At 62.5% G+C, this 24,583-nt stretch carries 23 protein-coding genes; 5 read left to right on the top strand and 18 right to left on the bottom strand.

The genetic code is table 11. The annotated features are described in order from the left end of the window. The 10 genes from OVA24_RS11150 to OVA24_RS11105 all read right to left on the bottom strand — a co-directional run bounded on the left by OVA24_RS11150 (position 1) and on the right by OVA24_RS11105 (position 8,347). Positions 1–591: a P-loop NTPase family protein gene (locus OVA24_RS11150; RefSeq protein WP_267669866.1), complete on the bottom strand. Its 591-nt coding sequence runs from the start codon at positions 589–591 to the stop codon at positions 1–3. 11 nt (positions 592–602) lie between these two features. Continuing rightward, a complete protein-coding gene (gene fmt / locus OVA24_RS11145) occupies positions 603–1,529 on the bottom strand; it encodes a methionyl-tRNA formyltransferase (RefSeq protein ID WP_267669865.1) in 927 nt (308 codons plus the stop codon). Between the two features lie 15 nt (positions 1,530–1,544). Further along, a complete protein-coding gene (locus OVA24_RS11140; protein WP_267669864.1) occupies positions 1,545–2,177 on the bottom strand; it encodes an adenylate kinase family protein in 633 nt (210 codons plus the stop codon). 47 nt (positions 2,178–2,224) lie between these two features. Then, on the bottom strand, positions 2,225–3,124 hold the full coding sequence (locus OVA24_RS11135) for a UbiA prenyltransferase family protein (RefSeq protein ID WP_267669863.1): 900 nt from the start codon (positions 3,122–3,124) through the stop codon (positions 2,225–2,227). Positions 3,125–3,187: 63 nt separating this feature from the next. Further along, positions 3,188–5,077, bottom strand: a complete 1,890-nt coding sequence (locus OVA24_RS11130) for a M48 family metallopeptidase (RefSeq protein ID WP_267669862.1) — start codon at positions 5,075–5,077, stop codon at positions 3,188–3,190. Between the two features lie 10 nt (positions 5,078–5,087). Continuing rightward, on the bottom strand, positions 5,088–5,684 hold the full coding sequence (locus tag OVA24_RS11125) for a LemA family protein (RefSeq protein WP_267669861.1): 597 nt from the start codon (positions 5,682–5,684) through the stop codon (positions 5,088–5,090). 127 nt (positions 5,685–5,811) lie between these two features. After that, positions 5,812–6,348 (bottom strand): DJ-1 family glyoxalase III, encoded by a 537-nt coding sequence (locus OVA24_RS11120; protein WP_267669860.1) that lies wholly within the window; start codon positions 6,346–6,348, stop codon positions 5,812–5,814. Between the two features lie 28 nt (positions 6,349–6,376). Then, positions 6,377–7,342 (bottom strand): tryptophan--tRNA ligase, encoded by a 966-nt coding sequence (trpS, locus tag OVA24_RS11115; RefSeq protein ID WP_267669859.1) that lies wholly within the window; start codon positions 7,340–7,342, stop codon positions 6,377–6,379. Positions 7,343–7,389: 47 nt separating this feature from the next. Next, positions 7,390–7,896 carry a pyridoxamine 5'-phosphate oxidase family protein gene (locus OVA24_RS11110; RefSeq protein WP_267669858.1) on the bottom strand — a complete coding sequence of 169 codons (507 nt, stop codon included), beginning with the start codon at positions 7,894–7,896 and terminating at the stop codon, positions 7,390–7,392. 55 nt (positions 7,897–7,951) lie between these two features. After that, positions 7,952–8,347, bottom strand: coding sequence for a YciI family protein (locus OVA24_RS11105; RefSeq protein WP_267669857.1), 396 nt, complete (start codon positions 8,345–8,347; stop codon positions 7,952–7,954). A gap of 226 nt (positions 8,348–8,573) precedes the next feature. On the opposite strand from OVA24_RS11105, the gene OVA24_RS11100 reads away from it, so the two are divergent. Next, positions 8,574–9,182: a PEP-CTERM sorting domain-containing protein gene (locus tag OVA24_RS11100; RefSeq protein ID WP_267669855.1), complete on the top strand. Its 609-nt coding sequence runs from the start codon at positions 8,574–8,576 to the stop codon at positions 9,180–9,182. A gap of 73 nt (positions 9,183–9,255) precedes the next feature. On the opposite strand, the gene OVA24_RS11095 is transcribed toward OVA24_RS11100, so the two are convergent. Next, positions 9,256–9,984 (bottom strand): DUF899 domain-containing protein, encoded by a 729-nt coding sequence (locus tag OVA24_RS11095; RefSeq protein ID WP_267669854.1) that lies wholly within the window; start codon positions 9,982–9,984, stop codon positions 9,256–9,258. Between the two features lie 43 nt (positions 9,985–10,027). Further along, positions 10,028–10,582: a DUF1579 domain-containing protein gene (locus OVA24_RS11090; protein WP_267669853.1), complete on the bottom strand. Its 555-nt coding sequence runs from the start codon at positions 10,580–10,582 to the stop codon at positions 10,028–10,030. 274 nt (positions 10,583–10,856) lie between these two features. On the opposite strand from OVA24_RS11090, the gene OVA24_RS11085 reads away from it, so the two are divergent. Together OVA24_RS11085 and OVA24_RS11080 are read left to right on the top strand one after the other, a co-directional pair. Continuing rightward, positions 10,857–11,474: a hypothetical protein gene (locus OVA24_RS11085; protein WP_267669852.1), complete on the top strand. Its 618-nt coding sequence runs from the start codon at positions 10,857–10,859 to the stop codon at positions 11,472–11,474. Between the two features lie 121 nt (positions 11,475–11,595). Next, the gene (locus tag OVA24_RS11080; protein WP_267669851.1) at positions 11,596–12,642 is read left to right on the top strand and encodes an Mrp/NBP35 family ATP-binding protein; all 1,047 of its coding nucleotides are present in this window, start codon (positions 11,596–11,598) and stop codon (positions 12,640–12,642) included. 111 nt (positions 12,643–12,753) lie between these two features. Here the strand turns inward: OVA24_RS11080 and OVA24_RS11075 are convergent, their stop codons facing one another. The 6 genes from OVA24_RS11075 to OVA24_RS11050 all read right to left on the bottom strand — a co-directional run bounded on the left by OVA24_RS11075 (position 12,754) and on the right by OVA24_RS11050 (position 21,645). Next, positions 12,754–15,102: an FAD-dependent oxidoreductase gene (locus tag OVA24_RS11075; protein ID WP_267669850.1), complete on the bottom strand. Its 2,349-nt coding sequence runs from the start codon at positions 15,100–15,102 to the stop codon at positions 12,754–12,756. 143 nt (positions 15,103–15,245) lie between these two features. Then, entirely contained in the window at positions 15,246–15,809 is a 564-nt protein-coding gene (locus OVA24_RS11070) for an anthranilate synthase component II (protein ID WP_267669848.1), read from the bottom strand. Between the two features lie 18 nt (positions 15,810–15,827). Further along, positions 15,828–17,327 (bottom strand): anthranilate synthase component I, encoded by a 1,500-nt coding sequence (gene trpE / locus OVA24_RS11065; RefSeq protein ID WP_267669847.1) that lies wholly within the window; start codon positions 17,325–17,327, stop codon positions 15,828–15,830. An 80-nt stretch (positions 17,328–17,407) separates the two neighbouring features. Next, positions 17,408–18,832 (bottom strand): hypothetical protein, encoded by a 1,425-nt coding sequence (locus tag OVA24_RS11060; protein WP_267669846.1) that lies wholly within the window; start codon positions 18,830–18,832, stop codon positions 17,408–17,410. 239 nt (positions 18,833–19,071) lie between these two features. After that, positions 19,072–20,112: a metallophosphoesterase gene (locus OVA24_RS11055; RefSeq protein WP_267669845.1), complete on the bottom strand. Its 1,041-nt coding sequence runs from the start codon at positions 20,110–20,112 to the stop codon at positions 19,072–19,074. Between the two features lie 138 nt (positions 20,113–20,250). Beyond that, on the bottom strand, positions 20,251–21,645 hold the full coding sequence (locus OVA24_RS11050; protein WP_267669844.1) for a sulfatase family protein: 1,395 nt from the start codon (positions 21,643–21,645) through the stop codon (positions 20,251–20,253). A gap of 74 nt (positions 21,646–21,719) precedes the next feature. Between OVA24_RS11050 and OVA24_RS11045 the strand changes: the two genes are divergently transcribed. Both OVA24_RS11045 and serA read left to right on the top strand, forming a co-directional pair. Beyond that, complete coding sequence (locus tag OVA24_RS11045; protein WP_267669843.1) at positions 21,720–22,880, top strand: hypothetical protein; 1,161 nt, start codon at positions 21,720–21,722, stop codon at positions 22,878–22,880. Positions 22,881–22,962: 82 nt separating this feature from the next. Next, positions 22,963–24,558 carry a phosphoglycerate dehydrogenase gene (gene serA, locus OVA24_RS11040; RefSeq protein WP_267669842.1) on the top strand — a complete coding sequence of 532 codons (1,596 nt, stop codon included), beginning with the start codon at positions 22,963–22,965 and terminating at the stop codon, positions 24,556–24,558. Positions 24,559–24,583 lie beyond the last annotated feature (25 nt).

Raw genomic sequence — 24,583 nt, 5'->3', positions numbered from 1 at the left:
TCAGCCAAAGATCCGGCGGCCCTCTTGCTCCTCAAAACGCATGAGAAAGCGGCTTACCTCGCGTGGTGATCTGAACCTGATGATGGTGAGATGCGCATGCTCCGGATCCTCCATGAGCCGGAGGTAGCGCCCACGCTGCCTGCCATAGGAGGTGATCGTCCACCAGATGATCGAGTCCTTGCTGAAAAACGATTTCCGGAACGATTCGCGGTTGCCGGTTCCGGGCCAGAGTTCCGCCTTGGTGAATGACCGACCGAAGGCACGCCGCGCCGCCTGCCACAGCGTGCGGGGAAATGAAAAGTCCACCCACACCACCATGGTCGCACGCCGCCATTTGACCGGCTGGGTGCGGGAGTAGTTGCCGTCGAGAATCCATTCCTCCCCTGCCAGTGCGTGCTCCACTTTGGCAAGGAACTCGTTCTCCGCGGTGCCCGTCCAGCCGGGCTTCCAGAACAGGGCATCCATCTCGATGTGGCGGATGCCGGTGACCGTGGACAGCCTCTTCGCCAAGGTGGATTTCCCGCTGCCACTCACGCCCACCACGTTGATCCGCGCGGGCCGGGTGAACGGTGGGAGTGGCCCGTTCTTCATGACCGTCCGGATTACTGGAATCCCTGTGGCTTCCGCCCGGCGAGATATTGCTCGGCGGTCATGCGCTTGCCGCCTTCCGGCTGGACGTTCAGCAACTCGACTGCGCCCTTGCCTCCACAAGCAACGAATAGCTTCTTGCCGGAAACTTGGAATCCCTCCGCCAGTTCCGCACCGCCGGGCGCGGGGATCACGGGCGGGAACACCTTGAGGCGCTTCCACTTTCCATCTTCCTGGACGGTGGTGAAAGTCCCCGGCCATGGATCATACGCACGGATGCGCCGCTCCAGCGCATCAGCGGTCATCGACCAGTCGATCCGGCCGTCATCGCGCTCCAGCTTCGACGCGTAGTTGGAAAAGCTGTCGTCCTGCGGCGTGCGGGTGTCCGTCCCCTCCCCGATCCGCTTGAGCGTTTCCGCCAATACTTCGGCCGCTACATCCGCGAGCTTGTCGTGGAGCGTGCCACCGGTTTCGTCCGGCTGGATCGGGATGGCCTTGTCGAAAATCACGTCACCCGCATCCAGCTTCTTCACCACGTGGATGGCCGCGATGCCGGACTCCTTGTCTCCCATGTCGATGGCGGCCTGTACGCAGGACGCACCACGGTGCCGTGGCAAAAGCGAACCATGAAGGTTGATGATCGCCTTTGACGGCAGCTTCAGCACGTCCTTCCGCAGGATCTGGCCGTAGGCGAAGACCACGATCACCTCCGGATCGAGCGCGCGCATTTCCTCCACCGCGGAGCTGATGTTGTCCGGTTGCAGCACGGGCAGCCCCGCCTCCAGCGCCTCCACCTTGATGCGAGGTGGCGTGAGCGCCTGGTGGCGGCCCACCGGCTTGTCCGGCTGGGTGACGAGGGCCAGCGGCTTCGGACCGTGGGCCAGCAGATGGCGGAAGGACGGCAGCGCGATGTCGCCGGTGGCTACAAAGATGACTCGCATCGGGAAGAAAGTGGATCAGGCCGACTTCGAGGCCAGCGCCTGGTATTCCGGCAGCGTGAGGACTTTCTGGATGATCTCCGACAGCACCTTCACCGGCGGCTGGGTCGCGTCGATGTCCGTGATGCGGTCCTGCGGGTAGAAAGCGAGGATCGGCTTGGTCTCCGCTTCGTAGGTGGCGATGCGCTGGTCGATGACCTTGTCGCTCGCGTCGTCGATGCGATTGTCCTTGAGCGCCCGCTTGCGCATGCGGCGGGCCAGTTCGTTGCGATTCGGGCAGGAAAGGTGAAAGACCTGCAGGACGTCCAGATGGCGCTCCAGGATGCGGGCCTGCTCCACATTGCGCGGAATGCCATCGAGGATGAGGATGTCGATGTCCGGCTTGTAGTTGTGGGTGTCCGCCAGGTTGTCGATCTGGGCTTTCCACAGCTCGATGGTCAGTTCATCCGGCACCAGCTCGCCGCGGCTGGAGTAGTGGACGAACTGCTGGCCCAGCGCGGTGCGGGTGTCCAGCGAACGGAACACATCACCACAGGCGCAGTGGAAGAACCGCGGGATGCTTCCCATCACCTTGCCTTGGGTGCCTTTTCCCGAGCCGGGGGCTCCCAGAAAGATGATGGCGGGTTTTTTCGAATCCGGATGGTGTGACATGAAGGGAACGGAAAATAAATGGCCCGTCCCACCGCCGCAAGCACGGATCAGCCGAGGGGTTCTTTTGAGGATGCGAAGAAAACCAGCACCGGGATGAGCAGCGCCACATCCGCCAGCACCCGCAGCGTGTCCATGTGGAAGCGGGTGCGCGTGCGGTTCAGCACATACAGCAGGGCGGCGCCGGTGAGGATGGCGTAGAAAAACGCACGCCTGACCAGGCCGTAGTCCACGACATCCTCCGGGTGGGGATTCGCCTGGTAGGCAAAAACGATGGCGGACAGCCCCAGAAGCACCAGCGGCAGGGTCAGCGCCAGCTCATCCGTCGCCTTGACCTCCCTATCCTGGCTGCGGTTCGCATGCTCCCACAGGTCGATGGCGGAGATATTCATGATGCACAGCACCGCGAAGCAGATCATCTCCCGGGACCGCATGGTCATGTAGAAATCCGCGGACTGGTTATAGACGCTGGCCAGCAAGCCCACTCCGTAGGCGAAGGTCAATCCCGCCAGGATGTTCTTCAGATACGGGATCTCGTTCGAATCCTCCTGGGAAAGGAGCGACAGCCCGAAAAACGCGCCGATGAGAACCACCGCCACGAACAGGTAGCCGAAAATGGAATACGGCATGTAGCGGATGACCAGGAACAGCGCCGTAACCGCCGCAATGCCGGCTGAGGCGGCGAACACCTTCCGGTACTTCCAGTGGAAGAAATGCCGTGGCTCACACCGCTCCGGGGTGTCCTTCCGCAGGGAGGCATCGATCAGGCGGTCCACCACGTAGATGACCCAGACCACCAGCCCCAGGGCGACGTAGGCCTCCCACGGGTGATAGACCAGACGCCATGTCTTCGCGAACACAGCCAGCCACGCCACCGCCACCAGCGGAGCATCCAGGCTCAGCAGGTTGGGGAAAAGCCACCAGGGCTTCTTCGGAAGTTCCGATGTCACAGCGGGCGGACCATCCCCGAGCAAGGCCAGGAAGGCAAGCGCTCAAATCGCCCCGGGATCCTGCTAGACGATCCGGGCGAAGGGCGGCACCGGCGCTCCGACCGCCTCCGCGGTGGCACGGAGCAGCTCGCTTTCCTGTTCCCCCAGCCTTCCGTCCCGCATGACCACCAGACCACAGAGCCTGAGCATCTGGACTTTCGCCAACTGTGGCAGGGCATCCAGTTCCTGCAGGACCAGGGACAATGATGGAGGATCGAACCCGCTGATCATCTGCTGCTCCGGCAGGTCCCGGCCGAGATGCTGCCGGAACTCCGCCTTCACATGATCCCCCCACGAACGGTTTCCTCCCATGATGGACGCAAAGACACCCAACAGCTCCGTCACCTGTTCCCGCACATCCGCGATGCCCCGGTAGCGGACGATGGACGCCCTCCTCAGGCCGACGCTGATCGCGACCTGCCGCTCGATCACTTTCTGCAGCATGAACTCGAACACGCTGATGCGGCCGTCCGCTCTCATGATCTCCACCGTCAGGTCGATGAAATGGCGGGCTTCCGGGCGGGTCATCCTCCGGAGGAATGGCAGGGAAAGATCCATCAGCGCCATCCGTTCCACGGCTGGGCATGCCTGCAGACGGTCCGCCCAGGTCCGCGCGCCGGCCAGGATGTCTTCCTCGTGCAGCCCCGGGGTGCGGTGGAAGGCACGGGTGTCCGCGTTCTGGCCGAGCAGCAGGGCCAGCACCAGGTACTTCGCATCCTCCTTCGTCTGGAGACGCAGGCCTTTCCCGTGGAGGCTGCCGAGGATGGCGTCGCCCACCTCGACATGGAGGTTGGAGGAGTTCCCCGGATCGTTGATGAAAACGGGCTCCATCACCAGATTTCCGGGCTTCCTGCGGCGCGGCGTGGGTTTTTCCCGGGATGCGGTGGTGCGCTCCATTTTCCCATCCCAGTGGGGTTCCAGCGCACGGATGCGCCGCTCCAGCGGCGGGTGGGTCCGGAGAAAAACATCAGCGAGGCCGGTTGCAGTTCCCGCGAAGAACAGGTGCCGCACCTCCATGACCGCGGGCGCGTGGATGGCAGCGCTTTCATCCATTCCACCGATTTTCTTCAACGCACCGGCCAGACCGGCGGGATTCCGCGTGAACTGGACCGCCGCCGCATCCGCCAGATACTCCCGCTCCCGGGAGACGGCCGCCTGCAGCAGGCGGGAGCAGAACACGCCCGCACTGCCGACCAGCCACAGAATGCCACCCACCATGGCGATGAGCGCGCGCGGATCGCCCTTCTTTCCGGAACTCCGGCTGGAGCGGCTGTCGCGCATGCATTCCAGCAGGAACCTGCCGATGAGCGAGATCATGAGCAGGCCGAAGATCCAGCCCGTGAGCCGCTGGTTGAGTCTCATGTCGCCATTCAGGATGTGGCTGAACTCATGGGCCACCACGCCCTGGAGTTCGTCGCGGCTGAGCTTCTCCAGACAACCGGTGGTCACGCCGATGACCGCATTTCCCGGATCCGTCCCGGCGGCGAAGGCGTTGATGCCGGACTCCTCCTCCAGCAACCAGATCTCCGGGGATGGCAGCCCGGAGGCGATGGCCATCTCATCCACCACGTTGATCAGGCGGCGCTCCAGAGGCTCCGCCGACGACCGCGGGACGAGCCGCCCTCCCAGTGAGCGCGCCACCACGGCCCCGCCGGCGGCGAGTTCGTTCAGCTTCCAGATGCTGCCGAGGATGATGGTTCCGCCCACTGCCGGAAAGACCACCCCGGCCATGTCCCCATGCCACCAGGAGCCTTGTAAAAACGCCCCCTCGAAGGTGTCCGAAAACCAGAACGGCAGGACGAAGCGGAGGGCGGTGTAGATCACCAGAACAACCGCGATGACACAGAGGATGAACCACCAGACCAGCAGGCGGCTGGAACGGCGGGCACGGTCCTGCGAGGCGAAAAAGTCCATCGCCGGAAGATCAGAACTGGACCTTCACCGGTTCCCTTTCCTTCGCTTCGGAAAGCTCGAACAACGCTGCCGGACCGAAGTTGAACATGCCCGCCACGATGTTCGTCGGGAACACCTCGCGCTGGTTGTTATAGCCCATCACGGAATCGTTGTAGGATTGCCGGGCGAAAGAGATCTTGTTTTCCGTGGAGGTGAGTTCCTCGGTGAGCTGGGCCATGTTTTGGTTCGCCTTCAGGTCGGGGTATGCCTCGGACAAGGCGAACAGGCGACCAAGCGTGCCTCCCAGGCTGCCCTCCGCACCGGCGAGCTGCTTGATGGCGATGGCATTCGAAGGATCCGCCGCGGCGACGGAGCGCGCGCTCTCCGCGGAGTTCCGCGCGGCGATGACAGCCTCAAGCGTTTCCCGCTCATGGCTGAGATAGGCCTTTGCCGTTTCCACCAGGTTCGGGATGAGGTCATGGCGGCGCTTCAACTGGACATCGATCTGGGAGAACGCGTTCCGGTAGAAGTTGCGGGCACGGACAAGGCCGTTGTACTTCGCGACGACGAACAGTCCCAACAGGACGACGAAGCCGACCAAACCGCAGGTAATGACAAGGACCATCATGGACATAAGGCCGTGATGTTAGACCCTATGTGACGTTCCGCCTATTCCAAAACATCGCGATGTTTTGACGGGATGTCCCAGGTTATGGATGGTGCGGGAGTTATGAGTTGCAGGAACTGATGTGCTCCTACGCCATGATGGCTTCGGACACTTCATCCACCGCGGCCTCTCCGGCCAGGTATTCGACCAAGGCAAAGCCGAAGTCCAGGGCGGTGCCCGCTCCACGGGACGTGATCAGCAGGCCGTCCTCCACCACGCGCTCATCCTCGGCATCGGGCAGTTCTTCCCAGGTGCTGGAATGGGAGGTGAAACGGCGGCCATCCAGCAGGCCCGCATCATGAAGGACCAGCGGCGCGGCACAGATGGCGGCGATCTTTTTCCCGCCGTCATGGAACTCCTTTGCGAGCGCGGCCACGCGGCCATCGGCGCGCAGTTCCTTCACCCCCGGACCGCCGGGGATGAGCAGCAGGTCGAACGCCTCCGGCGTCACCTCCTCCAGCGCCACATCCGGCACCAGGCGGATGCCACTGCGGCCGGTGACGGGACCGGGCCGGAGGCCGGCGATGAGCACCTGCACCTCCGCGCGGCGCAGGAGATCCACGGGCGTGATGGTCTCGATCTCCTCGAAACCATCCGTGATGACGCAAAGGACATGTTTGGGCATAGCCCGGGAAATCTAACCCCAAGGCGGCTCAGCGCAAGCCGGTGGCCGAGCGGACACGGGCGAGCACCCTGGAGGCTTCCCCGCGGGCGCGCTCCGCACCTTTCGCCAGCACGGAATCGACATATCCGGGATCGGCCACGATCTCCTCACGGCGCGCGCGCATCGGCGCGAAGTAGTCCCAATACGCCTCCGCCAGCCGCTTCTTCAGGTCGCCGTAGCCGCAGCCGCCTTTCTCATGGTCCGCGATCATGGTGGCGTAGTCCGCCTCACTGGCGAACAGCTTGTAGAGGGCGAGGATGGTGGAGTTTTCCGTCGGCTTCGGCTCCTCGACCGGGGTCGAGTCCGTGACGATGCGCATGATGAGCTTCTTGGTCGGCTTCTCTTCGCCGAAGATCGGCAGCGTGTTGCCGTAGCTCTTGCTCATCTTCCGCCCGTCGAGGCCGAGGATGACGCCCGTTTCCTCCCGGATGATCGGCTCCGGCAGGGTGAGGATGCCTTCACCATAGATTTCATTGAACTTGCCGACGAGATCGCGGGTGACTTCCAGGTGCTGCTTCTGGTCTTTGCCGACAGGCACGCGGTTGGAATCGTAAAGAAGGATGTCCGCCGCCATCAGCACCGGGTAGGCGAAGAGGGCGTGGTTCGGGTGGATGCCATTGGCGATCTTGTCTTTGTAGGAGTGGCATTTCTCCAGCAGACTCATCGGCGAGACGGTGGAAAGCAGCCAGGCCAGCTCGTTCACCTCCGGTACCGCGCTCTGGCGGAAAAACACCGCGCGCTCCGGATCCAGCCCGCAGGCCAGGAAGTCGATGGCCAGCTCCCGGACGTTCTTCCGCAACTCCTCAGCATTCTGCGTGGAGGTCATCGCGTGGTAGTCCGCGATGAAATAGAATGTCTCCCCTTCATCCTGCAGACGCACCGCAGGCTCCATGGCGCCGAAATAATTCCCGACATGGAGCTTTCCGCTCGGCTGCAGTCCCGTCAAAATTCTCATGCGGCGGGAGCATGCTTTCTACCCCCGCGGACGGTCAAGCACGGGTGCTAGACCCTCAGGTCACCCTGCACGCCACCGTCCTCCACCTTTCCGGTCACGGTGCCGACGAGTATCTTCGCCAGGACGACGAGTTTTCCGTCCTTGGTGTCCCAGTAGTGGGCCTTCAGCGGATCGACGCGGATCAGGGTGAGATTCGGATCTTCCTTCCCTTCCGGGAACCATGCCTTCACCAGCGGTTTCCAGAGTTCCTCCACCTTCGCGGGATCATCCACGATCTCGGCATCGCCGAAGACGGTGAGGAATTCATATTTCGAGGGATTGCTGTAGATGAGTTGCACCTGGGATCCGGCGCGGATGTGGCCCACGTGCTCGCTGTCCAGCCCGCTGAAAAACCAGAGGCTGCCGGCATCGTCCACCTGCTGGGTGTGCATGGGGCACACATGCATGGGAGTGGCGGTGAGGTCCGTGCCGAACATGCAGGTCGGACAGTGGGTGGTCAGGTCGCGGAGCTTCAACACCGCTTCCGCCGATACGAGATTTTCGGTTTTATCCATCTGACACCCTCCGCTGTGAATGCGGGATGATCAAACGGAAGATCCCCGCCATTTCTCAGGTAGTGCCATGCGCCGCGCTGGCAACGCGTGAAGACGGGCAGACATCCGCCGCGGGTCTCACCTCCACGGTCAGGCCGTAGGGCAGGGCCGGGCATGCCTTCGCAAGTTCCACCGCCTCCTCCATCGAGGCTGCATTCACCATGAAGAAGCCACCGACGGTTTCCTTCGACTCCGCGAAGGGGCCATCTGCCACCTCCTTGTTCTTTCCGGACACCAGCTTGCCCTCGTTCTCCAAAGGGCTGGCTGCGATCATGTTCCCCGCCTCCACCACACCGCCATACCAGGCCTCCCAGCGGGACATGACATCGCGGACTTCATCGATGGAAAGGCCGCGATGCCAGTCGGTGCCGCGGAACAGGAGCAGATAGGCGTTCTGGTGGTCGTGTTTCATGGAATCGATTGCTTTTCTACCAGAGGCAGGCCCGGCATGCCAAGGAGAGCCACGGGCTTCCATGAATCTAACAGTGCACGATCTGGCAGGCACTTTCGCGGACTTCGCAGAGGTTGATCTTACGCAATCGCGTAACAAAGCCGCGTTCTCCTTGCGGCATGTGTGAGCCCCCCGTAGACCGGCCGCCCCTTACATGAAGTCCCTTACCAATAAATTGAATTGCGCCGTGGCGATTGCAGCGGCATCCGCCCTTTTCGGGCTTTCCACCATTGAAAGCCAGGCCGCCAGCAGTGCCACCATGGTGTTCACCGTGGATGCCGGAGTGGTCACCCACATCAGCATCACCGAGCCTTTTGGATTCCTATCCAGAACGTCGGGTGAATTCCGGAGCGCCGGACTCGTCCTGGAGGATCTCTATGTGGGGAACACGGCTGAAGAGTTTGTGGAAGGATCGGGAAGCAACCCCGGATTGTTTTCCGTATCGGGCTCGGGTGTGAGCTTTGACGGGCCGATGGCGGTCAAATTCAACATGATAGGCTCCCCGACGGATGGCGATCTCGCGATCGTATTCTCTTTCACACCGGACCGCCTGACCCTTACCTCCGAAAACTTCGTGGAAATCTCTGGAGGATTCGCCGTGGATCCGTCCGCAGAGCTTTCCGTTCCTACGGCAGGATGGTATTCGGCCACGTTGTTTGAGGTGAACGAAGGGCTGGGTGATCCGCTGACCAATACCCTCTCGGTCAATGTCATCGTGAACTCCGTCCCTGAGCCGGGCAGCAGCCTGCTTTCCCTTCTGGGAGTGTCCACGCTGTTCCTCCGCCGCAGACGCTGAAAATCCCCAGCTTCAACAGCCGGGTGCGTGCCGCCACATGGGCGGTGACACCCGGCCTTTTCTTGCCCGGCGGTCAGTGGCCGCAGCAGCTCTTTTTTCCGCCTTCATCATAGCGGTCATGGAGACGGACCCAGTCCATGGTCCCGTCCTCGTTCCGCCCCTTTGGAGTAATGTCCATCCAGATGAAGCCGCCCAGCGCTTCCTCCAGCCCGCGGGCATAGGAGGAATAGGTGTGATAGATGGTGCCGTCCCCGTCCTTCACGAAAACACTGGCCCCGTGGTGCTCGCCCGGCTCATCCGTCGGGGCGTAGTTGTAGGTGGCCTTTCCCTCCGCGACCTGCTCCTCCGTGCAGGAGGCGTCGTAGTCGTAGTTGAAATCCGTGTTTCCGGATGACACCCAGGGAAACTTCCACCCCATCCGCTCCCTGAACGCCTCCAGTTTTGCCAGCGGCGCGCGGGACACCGCAACGTAGGAAACGTCGCGGTTCTCGAAGTGGAGCCTCGCTCCGTCCACATGGTCGCTGATGAAGGAACAGCCCGTGCAGCCTTCCTCCCAGGAGGGATCGAACATGAAGTGATAGACGATGAGCTGTGACCTCTCCCCGAAGAGCTCCGCCAGCGAAACCTTTCCGGAGGGGCCATCGAAGACATAGTCCTTCTCCACCTTCACCCACGGCATGGCGCGCAGCTCCTCCTTCAGCCGGTCGCGCTGGCGGGTGAATTCCTTTTCCTTCGCCAGGAGTTCCTTCCGGGCTTCCAGCCATTCGGCGCGGCTGGCCACCTTGTGTCCGTTATTGTCCATGGAGTGGTATGGTTGGTGTTGCTGACAGGACGCTGCAATCAAATCAGGGCTTTTTCTTCGCCTCGCCGGTGAAAATGGTGACCCACTCCCCTTTCTCATCCTTGAACCGGCTGGTGAAGGTGCGGACGCCATCATCCTTGAACTCCGTGATGTCCTGGAAGTCGGTCATCACGCCGCCACGCATGGGGCATGGGCCGGTGGTCTCCAGCGTGAGGATCTTTCCGGACTCATCCAGGCTGCCCTCATACTGCCACATCTTCCCCATCATGGAGTCGATCATGGTGCCGACATACTTTTTCTTCCCCGGGTCATAGCCCAGCGTCATGGCGTAGTGCATCTGCATGCCCATCAGCTCGCCGGAGCCTTTTGAGATGACCCAGAAGCCGCCCAGCATCTCGGCTTTCTCCGTTCCTGTGCTCTTCACCGTCTCCCCGGTGGGCATCTTCATTTCGGAAGTGGTGGTCCACTCCCCGGTGAATTTCTTGAGCCACTCATGTTCCTTCAGCGGCTTGGGCATCTCCGGCATTTCCTGGGCGGAGAGGGTGGTGATGCCACAGAATGCGGCGAAAATGGCGAGTGCGAGAGTCCTGATTTTCATGGTTCGGTCGGTTGGGGTTTCAATGGATCGACGGACGGGAACGGGAAATCAGGACAGGGTAGGCCCATTTTCCCGAAAAATCCCGGATTTCCGGAAAATGCGGAAGGATGGAGGTGCTTGCCCTTTTCCAAGTTGTGCGACGTCCCGTGTCTTGCCATCCTCCTCTACGATGAGGGTCCTCCTTTGCTCGTTTCTGTCCGCTCTTGGCACCGCCTGGGTGTCTGCCCAGGCGGAACCGTTCATCGAAGTTCCTCAACCCGACGGAACCAGTAGCGTGAAATATTATCCCGAACGGTTGGACCCCGTATCCCAAACTCCCCACGATTGGGAGAAACGGTATCACGATCTGCTCGGTGAAAGGCTGAAAACCGACGCTCCGTTTTTTGCCCGTATCATCATCTGCCCTGCCTTTTCGGGTGAATCCTGCATGCGGCTCCATGGCAAAGGGGACGAGCAGCGGTGTTTCGATCAAACCGAAAGCTTTTTCATCACCCATACCACTGCAGACAAGAGCATCTGGTACTCCATGCCGGAGAATAATGAGACAGCTGATAAGAGGGATGTCAAAGTCTCCACCAGGACAGCCGCCATCCCGCCTCCGATCGCGAAAAGGATCTGCCGCCTGTTCCAGCGATTCCTTCTCCTTCCCAAGAACGATTTTCCCGGAGGCGGACTGGACGGGATAACCTATGAATTCGCCACGCCTTCGTCGAAGGGTGAGGCATGGTGCCCTGGAGCACCCCATCTTGCCGGGTTGTTTGCCGAGCTGGGCAAGCAGATGATCGACTACTGCGAAAGTCCGTCCGACGAGAAGAGAGCCGGATTTCTGAAGGACATCGAGACGAAAACTGCGGCCATTGAAGAGAGGTTCCCACCAGAGCCAGACAGGTGACGATCGATCCTCTGAGGCTGGACCGGAGGACAGATCCATTTCTCCAAAAAATCCCGGATTTCCGGAAAATGCGCGTGAAGGGTTGCACCCTCCCCCAGTTGGGCAACAATCCCCCCGCCCCATGACTCCTGATTTCATCCGCGAAGCGCTCCGCCAGGTGCGCTACCCTGGTTTCTCCCGTGACATTGTTTCCTTCGGCCTGGTGAAGGACGTGAAAACCGAACCCGGCCAAGTGACGGTGAAGATCGAGATCGCCACCCGCGACCCGAAGGTGCCGGAACAGATCTTCCGGGATACACACGCCGTGCTGGACCAGGTGCCGGACATCGGTGCGGTGAAGGTGGACATCGACGTGAAGGATGCCCCCGCCGCGGCAGCCGGAGCGGGCGGCAGCGTGGGGAAATCCTCCATTCCCGGCGTGAAGAAAATCATCGCCGTGGCCTCCGGCAAAGGGGGCGTGGGGAAATCCACCGTCGCCGCGAACCTGGCCGTCGCCCTCGCCGCCACCGGTGCGAAGGTGGGTCTGTGCGACTGCGATCTCTACGGACCGTCCGTGGCCCAGATGTTCGGCACCGCCGAACGGCCGATGGCGAACGAGCAGGACGAGATCATCCCGGTGGAGGCCCACGGCCTGAAGCTGATGTCCATGGGCTTCCTACTGGAGGACCGCTCCCCCGTCATCGTCCGCGGTCCGATGGCGACCCGCTACACCCAGCAGTTCCTCCGCCAGGTGGCATGGGGAGAACTGGACTACCTGGTGCTGGACCTGCCACCCGGCACGGGCGACATCCAGCTCACCATCGTGCAGACCGTTTCCGTAGATGGCACGCTCATCGTGACCACGCCGCAGGAAGTCGCCCTCATCGACGCGCGCAAGGCGGTAACCATGTTCGCGAAAGTGAACGTGCCCATCCTCGGGCTGGTCGAGAACATGGCCTGGTTCGAGGCGGACGACGGGAAAAAGTATTACCTCTTCGGCAAGGAAGGCGGCATCCGCGAGGCCGCCGTCATGAACGTACAGGTGCTGGGCCAGATCCCGATCGACATCGAGACGCGCGAGCGCGGTGACTCCGGTGCGCCCGTGGCATTGGTGTCCCCGGAACAGAGCAAGGTCTCCGCCGCGTTCCATGACGTCGCGGCGAAGATCCGTGCGAAGGTGCCGGTGTAGGGCCATCCAACACCGGGCCAACGGAGCGCGGACTTCAGTCCGCCCCGGAGAATCCTGTCTTTGCGAAGCCAAGCGGACTGAAGTCCACGCTCCGTTTTTCCCATCCCTCTATCAGGGGAGCTTCCGGTCGATGCCGCGCAGGAGCGCGCGAACATTCATCCCCGCGCAGAAGGCACCTTCCTTGGCGTGCGTCTTCCAGTAGGACGCGGTGGAGATGACGCCCTTTTCGACGAGGATGTCCGCAGGCTCGCGGTTGTCACCGGGGGCGATCTTTGCGGCGGCTTTTTTCATGACGATGGCGACTTTCCCGCCATCGCACCTGCTGGTTTCGTTGGCGTTTTCCAGCCAGTAGTCCCCTATCGTGATGACGCCCGCGTCCAGCAGGCGTTTCACCACCTTGCGCAGCAGCGGGCTGATGTTCGGGCTGGGATCGGAGGAGGGCCGGAGCTTCGTCCAGTCGAGGGACTGGGACTGGCCCGTGGTCGCAGCCAGTCCACGGAGCCGGATGAACTCCGCGATGACCTGTGCGGCTTCCGAGCGGGTGATGGCGGACGATTTCTCCGCATCCGCTCCGTCGAAGGCGACCTTCACCGACGCCTTCCCGCCAGCTTCCTTCAGAAAGGCGGCGAAGGCCCCGCGGCTGACACCCTCCGGCAGGCCGGATTTCGCGGTGTCGGTGAGCTTTTCATGGATGACGGAGTACTGGGCGGCGCTGACTGGCTGCTTTGGCCCGAACACACCCTTCACCGGCAGCAGCATGCCGTGGGTGCCGGTCAGTTGCACCGCGTTCCATTCCGGATTCGCGGCGTGGATGTCCGTCACAGGCGGATAGAAGAGAATGTCTCCGGCGTCCAGCAAGGCACCCTGCACCACCGCGGCATCCAGGTTCCGCGGTTGCACGCCGTGCTTTACGGAAAGGGCGGCGGTCGCACCGACGGCTTGGCCGATGAGGAGTGTGTGCGGCTGCAGGCGGGTGGCGCCGTTGCCCAGCTTCGACTGCGAAAAATTCTTCTCCGCCGCCAGGAAGCCATCGAGCTTCTCCGGGATCAGGCTGCGGTAAGGAATGGCGAACGGACCGGTGATCCATTTGCCATTGCCGTGGTCCGGGATGTCCTCTGCACGGTCCAGCTCCAGTTCCATGTACTTCGGCTGCATGGAGCCATGCAAGTCCACCGCGTAGTCGCCCACGGCAATCGAGTCAGGAAACAGGACCGGCGTGCCTTTCTCCCTTTCGATGTCGCGGGCTTTCAGCGTGTATTCGCCGATCATGCGGCGGCTTTCCCGCGCGTATGCCATGACCGGGAAGTGTTTCAGCACCGGCCGGTAGGGTTCCAGATCCGGGTTTTTCTTCAGCCATTCGTCCAGCTTGGCGAGGTTGTAGGGTGTGTCATACCCTTCGTCATCCGCCACCGCCCAGTCGCTCTTGCCGAGGTTGTTCTGGATGTAGTGAAGGAGGTAGAGGGTCTTCAGAATGGCGTTCCGCTCCAGTTTCCTGCGTGCGGCGGGGTCCTCCAGTTCCCGCACGGTGGTCGGGTGGTAGTCGTTGTTGAAATTGAGGTGCGTGCGGGTGATCACGCGCTGCGGTGGGCGGGTGCCGTCCGGCATGCCGCGGTAGCCGATGAATTTGTACCAGGTCCACGGCCCCTCGCGGGGCACGCCCATGTCATCACCATTGCGGAGCGTCCGGGTGAATGAGGCCTCCTGCTTCTCCGTGTAGCCGGGCGGACGGGTCTTCACCTTCAATTCCTCCGGCACCCCGTTGGGGTACTGCTTCACCACCGCCGTCCAGGTGATGGCCTGGATGAGGATGTCCTCCAGTTTTTTGTCGGGCGTGAGCTGGTCGCTGGTGAGGTTTCCGGTCCGGTAGCGCGCCCCGGCCAATGGCAGGACATCGCCCCATTCGGTGGCATCGACGAGGAATTTGCTCTTCACCGACTTGGTGGTCTTTCCCTTTTCCGTCACCACCTCCACCTCCGCGCCTGTCACCCGGTCGCCATCCTTCGCCACTTTGACAACGGTCGCCCGCAGGGCGAGGTCCACCTTCGCTTCCGCCAGCATCTTGTGCAGGATCTCCCGGCCCACCCGCGGCTCCACGCCGATGTGGCCCCACCAATAGGCGGTCTCCGGATTGATGCCCTTTTTCCCGTAGTGTTCCTCGATCCGCTCGACGAGTTCCTTGTAAAGCCCGCGCTCCCGCACGCTGGTGCCGCCCTCGTCCATGGAGGTGACCGCCGCCGCATTCATCTGCCCGCCGATGTAGTCCGTCTCATCCAGCAGCAGCACCTTCGCTCCCAAGCGCGCCGCCTGGATGGCCGCCCCGCAGCCGCCCGTGCCCGCCCCGGCGATGACCACGTCATACTCCGCCGCCCACTTCTCCGGCGGCAGATTCGCCGGGATGAACTCCGCACGCACCGCTACCAGTGCACCCAGCCACATACAGCAAACAACGAGAATTTTCATGGAATCTTCGGGCGACTGATACTGCCCGGATCGCCTAGGGTTTTCACCCGATGATGCCGGAGCGCCGCATGTCCCCCGCCCCGCATGAAAAAACAGCGGCGGCCCTGGGGGCCGCCGCCGCAGCGAGCGTCACAACGGACGGATCAGAGCTTGAGGAAATTCTCCAGCAGGCGCTTTCCATCCTGGGTCAGGATGGACTCCGGGTGGAACTGGACGCCGTGGACTGGATATTCCTTGTGCTTCAGGCCCATGATCTCCCCTTCCTCCGTCCACGCGGTGATCTCCAGGGAATCCGGGAGCGTGTCGCGTTTCACGATGAGGGAATGGTAGCGGGTGGCCTCGAACGGACTGGGCATGCCGGCGAAGACGCTCTCCCCCTCATGGATGATGGGTGAGGTCTTCCCGTGCATGAGACGGTCCGCGCGGACGACATCCCCGCCATAGACCTGGCCGATGGACTGGTGGCCGAGGCACACGCCGAGGATGGGCGTGGTGGCACCCATTTCACGGATCAGGTCCAGCGAGATGCCCGCCTCATTGGGCGTGCAGGGTCCGGGCGAGATGCAGATGCGGGACGGATTCAACGCCTTCACCTCATCCACAGTGATGACGTCATTCCGGAAGATCTTCATCTCCGCACCCAGCTCGCCGAAGTACTGGACGAGGTTGTAGGTGAAGGAATCGTAGTTATCGAGAATCAGAAGCATGGTCGTGGTGGTCTGGGGTTAGGCACCGAGGGTTTTCGCCAGAGCCACCGCACGCAGCATGCCTTTGGCCTTGTTACGGGTTTCCTCATACTCGTAGGTCGGATCGGAATCCGCGACGACACCGGCTCCCGCCTGCACGTAGGCCTTTCCGCCTTTCAGTAGACAGGTGCGGAGGGTGATGCAGGAATCATGAGACCCGTCGAAGCCGAAGTAGCCGACCGCACCCGCGTAGGAGCAGCGCTTGTTCTTCTCCAGGGAATTGATGATCTGCATGGCCCGGATCTTCGGAGCGCCGCTGACGGTGCCAGCAGGGAAGGTCGCCCGCAGCACGTCATACGCGCTGTGGGATGGGTCCAGCTCACCGGTCACGTTGGAAACGATGTGCATGACGTGGCTGTAACGCTCGATGATCATGAAATCATCGACTTTCACGGCCCCGTGTTTCGCGATGCGGCCCACGTCGTTGCGGGCGAGGTCCACCAGCATGAGGTGTTCCGCCCGTTCCTTCGGGTCTGCCAGCAGGTCCGCTGCCAGAGCGTCGTCCTCCGCCTCCGTTTTCCCCCTCCAGCGCGTTCCGGCGATGGGGCGGATGTCGATCTTCCCGTTGATGGAGCGGACATGCACCTCCGGCGAACTGCCGACGAGCGCGAAGTCCCCCAGCTCCAGGATGAACAGGTAGGGCGATGGATTCACGAAACGCAGCGCCCGGTAGAGGTCCACCGGCGGGCGGTCGAAGTCCGTCTCGAAACGCTGGCTCGGCACGAACTGGAAGACATCCCCGGCGGCGATGAACTCCTTGCCGTCCCGCACCATCTTTTCGAACTCCTCCTGGGAGGTGTTGCTCTTGATTTCCGGCAGGTCGTAGTCCGTCAGGCCGTTGAGCGCAGGGACATGGAACGGCCGGTTCAGGATCTCCACGATGGCCTCGATCTTCCCGCGGGCGGCGGCGTAGGCCTCCTCCACCGAAGCGGACTCCCCGACGATGGCGTTGGCGATGACCTGCAGGCGGCGCAGACGGTGGTCGAACACGACGAGCGTGTCCGCCAGCATGAAAATGGCGTCGGGAATGCCCAGCGTATCCTCCGGCGGAGGGCCGATGGTCGGCTCGAACTGGCGGACGGCATCATACGACAGATAGCCGACCAGACCGCCCGTGAAGGGAGGCAGGGCGCCATGCGTCACCGGATGGTAGGCTGACATTTCGCGCTCCAGCGCGGCCAGCACGTCATCCGGCGCGGTGTAGCTCCGGGTCTTGGAGCCCTCGCGGACCGTGATTTCCTTCCCGCGGGCCTCGAAAACCGCGCGTGGTCCACTCCCCAGGATCGACCATCGGCCGCCCTTTTCCGTGCTCTCGGCGCTTTCGAGCAGGAAAGAATGGCGGCTATCCCTCAGCTTCAGGTAAGCCGAGAGCGGGGTTTCAAAGTCAGCGGCGAGCTGGGTGTAGACGGGCACAACATTGCCCCGCTCCGCCAGCCCGGCGAAGACTTCCAACGATGGTTCAACCGGAATGGAACTCACAAGGCCGCGACTCTTCCCCAGACGCCCGGTTTCCGCAAGCGCGGAGGAACGCCGCATGATTCGTCGATCCGTACGGCGGATTAGCGGAGGTCCTGGACGATCCGCGCCCTGATCCGGTATTCCGGCCCGCCCGGTTTGCCTGGAAGGCGTGCGAAATCACCGTCCACCACCACCGCACCGGCATCCAGCACCTCCTTGGCAACTCCCTGCCCGGTTTCATGGAGGGTGCTTACTTCGATTTTCTCCCAGAAATCCGTAAGATTGGGCTCGAAGTGCGTGGAGGAAATGACCTGCCCTCCCTCCGCACGCGAAAGATACAGCCGCAATCCCGGCTTTCCCATCAGGGCGACACGCTGCGGACCGTCCAAGATACACATGACGTTGGGAGGATGAGGGGTCACAAACGCCTCGAAGATCGCAGCAAACTCCTCGGCTCTCGCACGGCTTCCCGAATGGAAAACCGCCAACTCGGCCAAAGGGTCATAGCCACCGAATTCGCCTTCGGCCACTCCCCCCATATGCTTCCTGAGGGTCGCATCCAGGTTCACCAAAGAACCATATACCAACGGTTCCAGCAAAGGAGGTGGCGGGACTTTCGGCACTCTCTCCATGTTCTCTTCCGCTTGTTTCCCGGTGGTGGAGAAGGGGTCTTCCAGAGGCCTTCCGGTCAAGGTCGGGATCACATCGCCCGCCGGAGCCCATCGGGAGACGAAGTAACCCCGCGCCGCCGGTATGGGCCACTTCGTTTCAGCGGGATTGAAATTGATCCGCTCCGTGTCCCCCCGATGTTCCCGTAAGACCATCTCCGCCCGCGGAGTTCCGTCCTCCAGCATGATCGTCGCCGTAATCCGGAGGTCGTGGCCAGATTTCCCATTCCAGTCGCCAGCCACCCAGGTAGGCACCCCGCTGTGGAGGGTCACGGCCGTATCCACGGTGATCCCCTGTCCCCCTTCGGGCACAAACCGCAGATTGAACGAGTGCAGCGTGACAACAGACTCCCCCCTCCCCCACACCTCCGCCTCCACTTGGAGCTTCCCCTTTCCGGTCTGGCCGTCATTCCGGGCCCGCGATCCATTCTCCTGCGCGACCGTGCAGGATGCCACCGGTTCCCCCCGACCGGAAAATTCTCTCTCCGCCACCGCAGGGAAAATTTCATAAAGCAGCCGCACCCGGAAAGGCATCTCCCATACCACCATGCGCTGGTGCAGCCTGCGCATCGCGGACTTGCTCCCTTTCGCCACCACCCGTCCGGAAGTGGCATTCCACACCAACCAGTCCAGAGCGGCATCTCGCACATCAGGGGCATCCACTTTCGACAGATCCCATAATTCATCCTGGGGACGAAAGAAAATCGATTCCTCCGGCGCGTTCCCAAGCTTGGCCACGCCCTTCCCTTCAACCCCTCCGGTGACATATCTCTCCAGAGGCGCTTTCCACGCCACCACTTCCGCGGCCCGGCAGGCGCAGAACATGCAGAAAAACAGTGCAAGGAAACGGAGCGGCATGGTTCCCCATCCCGTCATAGGAAGACTTGGCTCACAAGATGGAAATGGTTACCCGCCCTTTCTCCACATTTGTGGACAATCTCCCTGAATCCCCAAAGGCCGATCTCGCCCAGGAGGTGATCGTGGAGGACGTTGGGAGCACCCGGTCTTCAGGCCGGCTCCTGCCCGGTATCGGAATTTCTCCCCAGGGGTGGATCCTCCCCGCCGGATCTCTCACGAGATCCGCTACATCTGCTCCATCACATCACCAGCTCGAACTGTTGCTGTTCATCCGTCAGCCATTGGTCGAGCCACGGGGAGTAGGTCTTCACGCGGACCGTTTTCTTGTCCGGAAGGAACTGCATGAGGCGGAAGAAGCCGCCGCCACGGAAGGGACGGTCCGGTTTCACGCCGCTCTGGTAGTTTGAGAGGATCTGGTGGACGGTCTGGCCGGCACTGCCTTTGCTGGCGAGGCGGCCCGCGCCATCGTGGAGGACGTGGCCGTTGAGGGTGAAGCGGACATTGGGGTGCTTGCCCGCGAGCTTGGTCCAGAGGGCCTCGCCATCGTTCACCGGCTCCAGCTTCGCCACACCGTAGGTGTTGGGGTTCCACGTCTGGGCTTTCCCGAGTTTGGGGAAATCATAACGCGTGTCGTCATCATAAAGATAGGCATGGGTGGTGAGGATGACGGCATGCCGCGGCCGCGCGGCGATCTGACGGTCCGCCCAGGCGACAACGGCATCCCGCGGGCCGAACTCCAGCGCGAGCACTAGGAAGTCGCCCTGCGGGCTGGAGAAAGTGTGGGCGGAGTTCTCCATTTTTCCGGCCTCGAAGTAGGCCACGCTGCCGCTGTTGGCATAGTCCTCCGGCTTGAAGAAATCATTCATCAGGGTGGTGCGGTCCAGACACTTGCCACCCGGGCCAAGGTCGTGGTTTCCGGGCAGGAGGGAATAGGGCACGCCCGCCTTTTTCAGCACATCCATTGCTTTCTTCGCGTTCGTCCACTGCTCCGGCAGGTTGTTGTCCGTGATGTCCCCGAGATGGGCGACGAAGCGGATGTCATGGCTGGCCTTGTGCGCGGCCACCCACTCCGCTTGGCGGATGAAGACCTCCGGATACAGCCGGGTGAGGGTCTGGCTGTCCGGAAAGGCGGCCAGCGTCCATGTCCCCGGCGGCGCGTCGAACGGGGTTTGCGGCACCTTTTCCGCATGTGGCGGGGTCTCCTGCGCGAAGGCGGCGGAAGGGAGAAGGGCGGCGAGGCCGGCACCGGCGGCGGGTTTCAGGAAATCACGGCGTTTCATGGGTTCAAATTGGAGTTCCGGTGGAGGCAGGCATGTCCGATCACCTGCGGATCCGCGAACCACGGTTCGCACTGATCCGACGGAATACACTGATCATGAAATGACTGTTCCGACACAATCAAAAAGGATGATCCCTTGTCACCTCCCCCGCTTCGCCCGCTTCTCGTAGTCCTTGTTCCGGGGATGGATGATGCCGTCGGCGATGAGTTTCTCCAGCGGAACCGCCCCCTTGTCATTGGTGTCCGCCAGCCAGCGGTCACACTCCGCCCGGAGTTCGGCCAGCTTCGCGGCGTGGGCCGGATCGTCGATGACATTCCTTACCTCGAAGGGGTCCGCCTTGCTGTGATAGAGTTCCTCCTTTGGTTTCTCCTTCCGGAAATGGATCGACTGGATGGCGTCCAGCTTGCCCTCCGCCGCCCATTGCCGCCAGACCTGCATGGTCTTGCCGCGCTCCATGTAGTCATTGCGCAGGGAGTATGGGACCTGCGGTTCGAAGTTCCGCACGTAGCGCCATTCGCCGTCGCTCACGCTGCGGATGCGGTCGTAGGCCTCATCCATGTAGTCGCGGTGGGAGTGGACGTATTTCCGCTGGTTGGTGGCCTTCCCCTCCTTGTCCATGAACGGGACCCCATCGAAGTTCTCCGGCACCGGCACCCCGGCCATGGCCAGTGCGGTGGCGGGCAGGTCCAAGAACTCCACCAAGCCCTCGCGCACCTCTCCCGCCCCGATCTTGCCCGGCCAGCGGACGATCAGACCGACATGGGTGCCCGTGTCATAGCACCACCGCTTGTAGCGCGCCATGCCCCGGCCGTGATCGCCGAAGTAGATGACGATGGTGTTCTCCGCGAGACCGTGCTTGTCCAGCCACGCCAGCACGTCGCCCGCGTTGTAGTCCACGGCGGTGACCAGATCATGGTAGTTCGCCACCTCCCGGCGGACCTCCGGAGCGTCCGGCCAGAAGGGCGGGAGCTTTACCTTCGCGGGGTCCCGGCGTTGTTCCGGTGTCAGCCGCTTCGTGTTCTCCGCGTATTTGTCGCCGTCATTCCGCACCTGGCTTTCGTGGGAGACGGTGAAGTTCGCGTAGGCGAAGAACGGCCCCTCCGGCACCACATCCTGGGTCCACCAGTTCTTCTGGGAGTCGCGGAACTCCTGCGGCTGGTCGAAGTTGAAATCCGTCTTTCCCGGCCAGGAGACGTGGTAGCCGCTGTCCCGCAGCAGCTTCGTGAAGGTCACCGGCGGGTTCACCAGCTTCGAGCGCATGTGCATGGCCCCTGTCTTGATGGGATACTGCCCGGTGATGAGTCCATGGCGGCTGGGCGCGCAGACCGGGGCATGGGTGAAAGCATTCGTAAAACGGGCGCCTTCCGACGCCAGCTTGTCGAGATTGGGCGTGATCGCGTCCGGATCCCCATAGCAACCCAGTTCCGGCCCCAGATCCTCACCGACGATCCAGACAATGTTCGGCCGCTTCTGTTCCTGCGCGGCACCCGACATGACCAGCCCCACGAATGCCCCGCAAATCCATCGTTTCATTCCCATCATCAACCCAGCCCGCCCTAAAAGGTTTCGCATTGCCAGCAAATCCTTTTCCATTGATATGGAACCGGATGCCGGAATCCACGAAAACCACCCTCACCCGCTACGCCCCAGCCTTGTTGCTGGCGGGTTGCGCGCTGATGCTGGGACTGCGGACTTCCCAGGAAAGCGGCACGCACCCATGGCAGCCATCCCCGACCGCCGCGCCGCAAGTTCCCGCTCCAGGTTCATTCACAAGCCCCTACCGCGAACTGCGTGAAAAGCAGGCCGCCGTCCTCAGGTCCGTGACCCGCCCGCCGCTCCTACCTGCGGACAACGCGCTGCCCCCCCTGTCCGTTGGGGAGGCGAAGCAGCTGGTCGCGGAATCGAGGCAGTTCGGGGGTGCCTCCGGCCGTGGCCGGGTGGCTGCGGAGGCGATTTCCCGGCTCTGTGCCGCCGGGCATGTGGACGAGGCTTTCTCCCTGATCGAACCCCAGGCTTCCGAAGCCAGAAACGCGGGCATCAAGTCCTTCTTCGAGACCGCGAAGCTGGATGAAGCGGAAATCGTCAGGCGGATCTCCGGTTTTCCGGAAAACGGGGATGCCGCCACCGCACTGGCCGCCTACCTGGCACGCGTGCCACTCCGGGGGATCGAGCTGTTCGCATCGCGGTATCCGGAACTGGAAAGGATCCTGAAAATTGCGATGTCCTCGTATCTGGAACGCCAATTCTCCGGTCCGGACACGGAACTGGCGAAGATCATCGTGGATTCCCTGCACGCGAAGGGTCTGGTGGAAGACCGGCTGTTGATGCGGAAGATCCTGGAAGACACTTCCACGAAGCCCATCCTCCGCATGCACGAGCTGCGGCTGCGCATCCCGGCGGCCAGTCCGTATTTCGGGGAGACCCAGATGGAGATCGTCAATCAGATGGCCCACACCACCCCGCGGGAAGCCGTCGAATTTTCCCTCAACGCGAAGTATCCGGAGCGTCCGAACACCGCCCTGCGGAACGTGCTGGGGATCTGGGCGAAAAACGACCGGGAAGCCGCCCTACGGTGGTACCGCGAGCATTCCGCGGGACTGACGGAAGCCCAGCGGGACGATGCCGCATGGGCATTCGCCAACAGCGCGGTGGAATCCGGAAATCTGGAGGAAGCCCGGGAGTGGTCGTCACGCATCAAGGGGCAAACCATGAAAAACTCCCTCGGCTCCCAACTGCGCAGGTTCCCTGGTTGGGACACCGGGGAGTGAGGAAACTCCGACCCTCCGCAGCCGCTTTTTTCACCGCAAACCCTTGCCAAGCGGGCGGCCTGCGGGTTATTCCCCCGCCCCTATGGCCACCTATCGTGTGTTGGTTTCCGATCCCATTTCGGAAAAAGGCGTTGAAGCACTCCGTACCGCTCCCGGGATCTCCGTGGACGTGAACACCGGACTCAAGCCCGAGGAGCTTCTCAAAATCATCGGCGACTATCATGGCCTGGTCGTCCGCTCCCAAACGAAGGTCACCGCGGAGGTTTTCGCCGCCGCCACCAACCTGAAGGCCATCGGCCGTGCGGGCGTGGGTGTGGACAACATCGACCGCGCCGCCGCCACCGACCACGGCGTGGTGGTGATGAACACCCCCAGCGGCAACACCATCTCCACCGCGGAGCATGCTTTCTCGCTGATGCTTTCCCTGGCCCGGAACATCCCGCAGGCCCACGCCACGGTCATCGCCGGAAAATGGGACCGCAAGTCCTTCGAGGGCAAGGAAGTCTTCGGCAAGCGCCTGGCCATCCTGGGCATGGGCCGCATCGGCTCGGAGTTCGCCAAGCGCGCGCAGGCCTTCGGCATCACCGTCGTCGCCTATGACCCGTTCCTGACCGCTGACCGCGCGAAGTCGCTGAAAGTGGAGCACGCGGAGACCCCGGAAGCCGCCCTCACCGGCGCGGATCTGGTGACCCTGCACGTCCCACTCACCCCGGAGACCCAGCACATCATCAACTCCGACCGCATTGCCCTGCTCAACAAGGGTGCGCTGGTCGTCAACTGCGCCCGTGGCGGTCTGGTCGATGAAGCCGCCGCGAAGGCCGCGCTCGATTCCGGCCACCTCGGCGGCATCGCGCTGGACGTCTATGAAGTCGAGCCGCCGCCGGCGGATTTCCCGCTGTTTTCCTCGAACAAGGCCGTCTTCACTCCGCACCTCGGTGCCTCCACCGCGGAAGCCCAGGAGAACGTGGGCATCGAAGTGGCCCACCAGGTGAAGGACTTCCTCGTCACCGGAGAGATCCGCAACGCGGTGAACATGCCGAACCTCGACAGCAAGACCATCGAGGAAGTCGGCCCCTACCTCGACCTCGCCCAGTCCCTCGGCAAGCTGCTCTACAAGATCGGCCCGGCCCAGTCGGACAGCATCAAGGTTTCCTACGTCGGCCCGGTTTCCGAGATCGACACGGAGCTGGTGAAGCGTTCCGTCCTCAGCGGCTACCTCTCCGCCGCCCATCACGAGGCGCAGGTCAACCTGATCAACGCCCCGGCCATCGCCAAGGCGCACGGCATCCAGGTCACGGAATCCACCGCGGCGCTCGCCAGCACCTTCACCGACCTCATCGAGGTGAGCGTGAGCAAGGGCGGTGAGACCACCACGGTGGCAGGCACCTTGGTCGGCAAGTCCGCCCGGATCGTCCACATCGCCGGTCACTACGTGGAGACCAACCCGGCAGGCCGTTTCCTCTTCGTGGAGAACGACGACCGCCCCGGCATCGTCGGTGTCATCGGCAGCGCGCTGGGCGCGGCTTCCGTGAACATCGCCAACATGTCCCTCAGCCGGAACCGCGACAAGAACACCGCCGTCACCGTCATCGAGGTGGATACGGAGCCACCAGCCACCATGCTGGAGTCCCTCCGCGCCACGCCGGGCATCCTGCGGGTGCTCAGCTTCGAGCTTTGAGGCACGGAATTTCCGGTTCCGCCGG

Source organism: Luteolibacter sp. SL250 (genome assembly GCF_026625605.1).
Lineage (GTDB): Bacteria > Verrucomicrobiota > Verrucomicrobiia > Verrucomicrobiales > Akkermansiaceae > Luteolibacter.
Note: the sequence above shows the minus strand (reverse complement) of the source record. Positions and strands in the feature narration are given on the sequence as shown.